Annotated in this window: 4 protein-coding genes and 4 pseudogenes; 4 read left to right on the plus strand and 4 right to left on the minus strand. The window is 67.0% G+C overall.

From position 1 onward, the window contains the following. Positions 1-255 precede the first annotated feature (255 nt). The 3 genes and pseudogenes from ACFYY1_RS43055 to ACFYY1_RS43065 all read right to left on the minus strand — a co-directional run bounded on the left by ACFYY1_RS43055 (position 256) and on the right by ACFYY1_RS43065 (position 1,999). Positions 256-747: a transposase gene (locus tag ACFYY1_RS43055; RefSeq protein ID WP_388595559.1), complete on the minus strand. Its 492-nt coding sequence runs from the start codon at positions 745-747 to the stop codon at positions 256-258. Beyond that, positions 719-1,633, minus strand: a pseudogene (locus ACFYY1_RS43060) (IS1380 family transposase); the annotation flags it as partial. The pseudogene ACFYY1_RS43060 and the gene ACFYY1_RS43055, both read right to left, overlap by 29 nt. A 120-nt stretch (positions 1,634-1,753) precedes the next feature. Continuing rightward, positions 1,754-1,999, minus strand: coding sequence for a hypothetical protein (locus ACFYY1_RS43065; RefSeq protein WP_388595560.1), 246 nt, complete (start codon positions 1,997-1,999; stop codon positions 1,754-1,756). A gap of 443 nt (positions 2,000-2,442) precedes the next feature. On the opposite strand from ACFYY1_RS43065, the pseudogene ACFYY1_RS43070 reads away from it, so the two are divergent. The 4 genes and pseudogenes from ACFYY1_RS43070 to ACFYY1_RS43085 form a co-directional block, all read left to right on the plus strand. Continuing rightward, a pseudogene (locus ACFYY1_RS43070) lies at positions 2,443-2,918 on the plus strand (transposase); the annotation flags it as partial. A 1-nt stretch (position 2,919) separates the two neighbouring features. Then, positions 2,920-3,114 (plus strand): annotated as a pseudogene (locus ACFYY1_RS43075) (ISAzo13 family transposase); the annotation flags it as partial. Between the two features lie 240 nt (positions 3,115-3,354). After that, a complete protein-coding gene (locus tag ACFYY1_RS43080; RefSeq protein WP_388595564.1) occupies positions 3,355-4,398 on the plus strand; it encodes an alpha/beta fold hydrolase in 1,044 nt (347 codons plus the stop codon). 135 nt (positions 4,399-4,533) lie between these two features. Continuing rightward, positions 4,534-5,052 (plus strand): hypothetical protein, encoded by a 519-nt coding sequence (locus ACFYY1_RS43085; protein WP_388595562.1) that lies wholly within the window; start codon positions 4,534-4,536, stop codon positions 5,050-5,052. A gap of 363 nt (positions 5,053-5,415) precedes the next feature. Here the strand turns inward: ACFYY1_RS43085 and ACFYY1_RS43090 are convergent. Further along, positions 5,416-5,694 (minus strand): annotated as a pseudogene (locus tag ACFYY1_RS43090) (transcriptional regulator); the annotation flags it as partial. Between the last annotated feature and the right edge of the window lie 236 nt (positions 5,695-5,930).

Genomic DNA, 5,930 nt, shown 5'->3' on the forward strand with positions numbered 1-5,930 from the left:
GCACAACCTCGCCCTCGCCAGGTAAACCACCCAGCCGTAACGGCAGCCCACCATGCCCGAGGCCGCTCAGAGATCATTTACGGGACAGCCCTTAGCCTCAAAGTTTCGTGACGGTCCGTCGGTTTGCCTGGCGGGCCGTTTCGGCTGTTCGGGCTGGTGGCGGGCAGGCTGACGGCCCGGCTCTCGCGTCGGGTGGGCGCCGGGTTCCACGGCTCCGGCGGGGATTGTCTCGTCGAGGTAGGACGTCGTTGCTGGTCAGCCAGGGACCGGAAGTGCTTGCAGTCGCTCGAATGCGGTGGTGATCACCTGGGTCCAGGACCAGTGGCGGGCCAGGCGGAGCCAGAGGCGGCGGCCGGTGGTGACGAGCTGGGCGGCGGTGGAGAACAGCCGCAGTCTCAGGCGCTTGGGCTCCCAGCGCCGCGCCTCGCCGGTGAGGGCAAGCATCGGCATCCAGGCCAGCAGGTCCAGGGCGAGTTGGACGATCTCCAGCCAGACACGGTTCTGGGAGGCGTCGTGCAGGGGCAGGTTCCGCAGCCCGGTGTCGCGGGCAGCTCGGATGCGGTCCTCGGCGCGTGCGCGTTGGCGGTGCCGCAACTCCAGGGCCGCGATCGGGGCACCGGTGGCGTTGGTGGCGAAGCAGGTGATCCGCATGCCGTCGGCGTCGGTGATGCGCGACTGGGCGCCGGGGAGCGGCCGTTCTTTTCGGACGATCAGCCGCATTGCCCTTCGGCCAGCCTTTGAGGACATCGCCGGCGAGTTCGGCGACCCACGCGCCGTCGCGTATGTTGCCGTCGGGTTCGGTCGCGGGCGTCCAGCCGGACGCGGGGACGAGCAGGACGGTCTGATGGATGGCATCGGTGATGACCATCCCGACCGAGTAGGACAGCCACCGTCCCCGCTGCGTGAGCCAGTTCAGGAAGTCGTGGGTGCCACCGGCGGAGTCGGTGCGGATCAGGGTCCGCCGTCCACGCCGGTACTTCTTCGGAAGCTGGGCCAGCGCCTGCTGGGCGACGGCGATGTGGTCGCTCGCGGTGTTGCTGCCCGCGTTACCCGGTCGCAGCAGGCCCGCGACCGGTTCGCCGGAGCCACCTGGGCCGTGGTCGACAAACGCGAACAGCGGGTGGTGGCCGAAGGTCTTCTTCCACGTGGCGGCGGCGTCCTGCTTCTCTGAGTGGGCCTGGACCAGCACGCCGTCGATGTCCACGACCACCTCATCGGCCGCATTCGGCGCCGCGCCACCAGCCAAACTCCAGACTCGCTCGCGGACTTCGGCGCGGGCCTGCCGCACGGCGGCCAGGGCCCGGGGGCCGGCCGCGGCAAGCGTGTCGACCAGACGGGAGACGGTGGGATCGGAGGCGACCAGGCCGAACAAGTCGGGCTCGGCCCGCAGCATGGCCACGTCGGACAAACAGTCCCCGCCCAGCGCGACCGCCAGTGCGAGGTCCAGCAGGACCTTGCCGGGATCGTGCACCGCCCGCGGCCTGCGCCACGGCTCCAGCGCCGTCGACAATGCTGTGTCCAGGCCAATCCGGCGGACCGTCTCCACCAGCAGCACCCCACCGGCCTGTGAGACAGCACCACCCCCACCGCCCCGGACGCGGACGCGCGGATAGAACCCACTACGCTTCTTCACCTGGAGAGTGCTTCTTCCCTGCGGCGAATGGACCCTAGACAAGCCCTATCGTCCCAGGTCAGATGCACTCTCCGTTTGATTGATCAAGACCCGGACAAGCTCACTCGCGGGGAGCCCGGGTCAGCCCTTCTCCCGCCCTGGCAGGGCCGCGCCATCCAGGAACGCGTGATAGGTCTCAACGGCATCCGGCTCGACTTCCGGGTTGGACGGGCCATAGCGGGTGTCGGAGCGGTCCCGCTTCGGTCCGGAGACCCAGAACTCCTCATTGCTCTGCGTGTCGTAGAAGTTCGCGTCGAACATCCCGCCTGCCCGGCGCAATGTCCTTCCCTGAAAATACGCAGTGCTCCAAGTCTTCGAGAAGTCCACCCACCCGATCCACGAGGGTCCACGGTCGGTGTCATAACCAGACTTCATCTGCACGAACATGAGGCGTCGAGGCATTTACCCAGGGTCCCGCACAACCCGCACCCGCGACCAGCGCTTTTACAGCGGACAGACGGGCACGCCCGCCCGCGCTTCTTCACCTGGAGAGTGCTTCCTTCCTGGCAGCCGACAAGACCCAGACAAGCCCCATCGTTGCAGGTCAGAGCCGCTACCCATTCGCTCGATCAAGCCCCGGAGAGGCTGGCTCGTGAAAGCCCGAGGTTAAGGTCCGCCGTCGAACGGGGATCGAACTTGTTCGGCGTTTCGCCAGTTCACCAGATGTGTGAGGGTCCGCGGGCCGATCCTGTGCTGAGCGACAACGCAGCACGGAGGCCAGGATCGTGGGACTGGTCGAGCATGAGGTTCAACGAGACGCGTTCACGGTGATGGCGGAGTTCCGGTCGGAGCTATACACATGCCTGACCGCGCAGAGCGACGCCCTGTTCGAGCTGCGCGACGCGCTGCTGTGCACCGACGGTCCGGTCCGCACCCTCGTGGACCTGGCGCTCGCTCCCGAGCATCGGCGCGGGCACGGGGCCTTGTACTCCGGGATCAACCACGGTCGGACGATGTCGCCCGGCTGCGACGGGCACTTACCAGTGTCCCGCTTCCCCGAGCCGGTGACGGTCGGCTGGTGCTGGCGGTAGACGTCTCCCCTTGGTTGCGTCCGGACGCCGACACCTCCTCAGACCGCTCCTTCTGCCATACCTTCGGCCGGGGCCTGGGCAAGCACCAGATGGTGCCCGGCTGGCCGTACTCGATCGTCGCCGCGCTGGAGACCGGCCGGACCTCGTGGACCGCGCTGCTGGACGCGATCCGGCTGGAGCCCGGCGTTGACTTGGCCGCGGTCACCGCCGACCAACGGCACCCGAGACCTGCTCGCCCAGCTCTTCGGAGTCAACATCAGCACCCTCACCAGGGCCGTTCACCAAGTCCAGCCCCTCCTGGCCGAGCACGGCCACACCATGTCACCCTCGACAGCCAGGTTCCGCACCCCCGCCGACGTCACCGCGTTCCTCACGAACAGCAGGTCCACGGAGATCAAATCAGCATGCTGATTCTCTGCGAGCCCATAGCTCACTTACAGGCCGCCGCCTGCACGGAGAAAATGCACGTCACGCGGCTGGCCCCCTTATTTTGGCGCGGATGGTCCCGCGCCTCGAGCGTGGTCTGGGCAGGGCAACGACGCCTCGGCCGAGCTAACAGAACGGATCCTCATGCCCGTCGAAGTGCACAACCACGCAATACCCCACAAGTCCACCGTCCCCGCGAACAAGGGGGAGCAGATCGAGCTCTTCGTGCGGGAGCGTGACGGCACGCCCCCTGGCCACCTCGACGAGCGTACGGCCGTCCTGATGCTCCACGGCCGGAGCGTTCCGGTGCTCGCAGGCTTTGATCTCGAGTACAAGTCGTACAGCTGGGCGGATGCGCTGGCGAAGGCCGGTTACGACGTCTTCATGATGGACCTCCAGGGCTCGGGGCTGTCGCCGCGGCCGAAGATGGACGACCCTCGCAACGTCAACCCCGCCCAGCAGAACCTTCTGAAGCCGAGACCTCCAGGTTTCACGCCAGGCCCGCCGAACTATCCGTTCCAGCTGACCAACTCGAACAGCGACCGGGACGAGCTGAACACCGTCGTGGAGTGGATCATCCGCGAGCGCAAGGTGGAGAAGGTCGCCTTCATCGGCTGGTCTGCGGCCGCGTTCACGATGGGGCCGTACGCGGTCAAGAACCCCGGTAAGGTGTCGAGCCTGTTCCTGCTGGCGCCGATCTTCCCGTCCGACGGCACGTCGAACGCCCCCGACCCTCTGCCGCAGCCCGGCTTCCCGATGTTCGTGAGCACGAAATTGGGAACCTGGAATGGGTGGGGCAATGAGGCGTTCTGTGCGGGCCAGCGCGAACCCGCGATGGAGCACGTGGTGTGGGACGCGATCATGCAAAACGATCCGGTTGGCAGCACGTGGGGGCCGGAGGGTGAAGGGCGCAACCGCATCAGAAACTTCGTCCGGTGGGGCTGGAACAAGACCACCGCGGCCCAGGGCGGCGTCCTTGGCGGCAGCGTGCCGGTCCTCATCGCGTACGGGGAGTACGACAAGCAGGCAAACACGTCCAGCGAAGATCCGGAACTCAACTTCTCGGTCCCCGCCCTCTACAACGCCATCGCGGGCGACCACAAGCTGATGGTCAAGCTGGACTGTGCCGGGCATTCGGTGGTGTGGGAGATGCAGCACAAGAACGTACACAACCTCTCAAAGCACTGGCTCAAGCACCTGAAGGTCGACGGCAAGACCCAGGGCATCTTCGACATGGACACCAACGGCAACATCAGCCCGGCTCCATAGGACAGCCGAGCCCCCCGGCCGTGAACCGTCGGGGCTCCAGGGTCCGAACATCAGCCCCGCGCCGTCGTCGCAGCCTCCGAGGAGAACCTGCGGAAGGTCCTGACGTTCCACAGCCGGGTCAGTGAAGCCGAAGCCATGGCCACAGGTGTCGTCGACGCGGCCAGGAAGCTCTGGGAAGACAACCCCAGGCGCTACCCGGATCCGGTGCGGGTATGGGCGGACTGGTTGTACGGCGAACACCCGCCCGCCCACCGGCGCGCCGTCCTGGAGGAGTTCGCCTCCGACACCATCACAAACCAGAACCAGAACCAAGGCCAGGGCCAGGCGCAGTTGGTCGAGGGTGGTGCTGGGGGGCGCGGCAGGGGTGGGCGGTGGTCAGGGAAGGGGTTGGTGCCGGAGGAACTGCGCAGCCGCGTGCTGAGCGCGACAACGGCCTCGGTCCAGATGGTCACTCCGCTGGGCGGGCTGGCTGCGGGCTTCCTCGTGGATTCGGCCGGCCTGCCCTGGGCACTGCTGGCGGTGGGCGGTGCGTATCTGCTTGCCACGCTGTGCCCGGTGGTCTTCCCGGCCTGGAGGCAGATGGACCGTATCGGCTCTCCCCACGACAGAGCGGATGGCTCGCTGCCGCAGGGTTCGGGGGCGAAACGGGTGTAGAGACGCGGGCTACTTGTGTCTGGGCTGTCTTCCGCCTGCGGACCACCGCCTGAAGCTGTCTAGCCGCCGCGACGATTGACAACACGGGATGGGTGGCATCGTGATCACGATGCCACCCATCCCATCGGTGCGGCAGCAGCACTTTCGTCGGGTGCTCCCGCGGCCCCGGCGGTGTTGCTGAAACACGCCGAGATTCCAGACGCTGGCCCCACCCAGTCGTTGCTGGAACTCACCGACAGGCGTTGCTGCCCGTCATCGACATACTCACCGTGCGCCTTCCTGCGCCGCGAACTCGGGCCACCCCGGGCTTTTTGGGAGGCCCGGGGCGGCTGACAGGCGCTCAAATCGGCGTACAGGGGTGCTCTATGCGGCGAAGCCGATGCTGGTGACGTACTCGTACTGGCCCCACTGCGACCCCAGATCGACGATGACGTCCTCCCACGCGTCGTCCAGGCCCTGGTGATCGCCGACTGCCCAGGTCTCGACTATGCGGTCCCAGCGGCGGACGTTCATCGGGCGGTACTCCACCAGCCGCTGGAGCGGGCGCGGCACCTGTGACTGGTTGAGCGGGTGGATCTCCACCCGCGTCCCGCCGTCGGCGTTCAGGCGTCGCAGGAGGTGCCGGGCGACGTTCTGGCGGCGTCATAGCGATCAGCAGCAAACCGACCACCACACCACGCAAAAACGACATTCACTCATCGGAATCCACTGTCAGAACCCAGCACCCCACACCACCAGCCCGGACACCCCACCAACCCACCGACAAAACGATGACGAACACCAGGCTGGCCGGCGGGTGTGGCGACGAGGCAGTGCGCCTCGTCGTCGGCGTGGTGATTCCACTCATTGACCGAAGGGGCCCACTGCAGCCAAGTTTG

Source organism: Streptomyces sp. NPDC001890 (assembly GCF_042891445.1).
In the GTDB taxonomy this organism is placed as follows: Bacteria; Actinomycetota; Actinomycetes; order Streptomycetales; family Streptomycetaceae; genus Streptomyces.

Excerpts from the sequence above, each read along its gene's own strand:
- ACFYY1_RS43085 (WP_388595562.1), top strand. The coding sequence starts at position 4,534 with ATGGCCACAGGTGTCGTCGACGCGGCCAGGAAGCTCTGGGAAGACAAC.
- ACFYY1_RS43055 (WP_388595559.1), bottom strand. The coding sequence starts at position 747 with ATGTCCTCAAAGGCTGGCCGAAGGGCAATGCGGCTGATCGTCCGAAAA.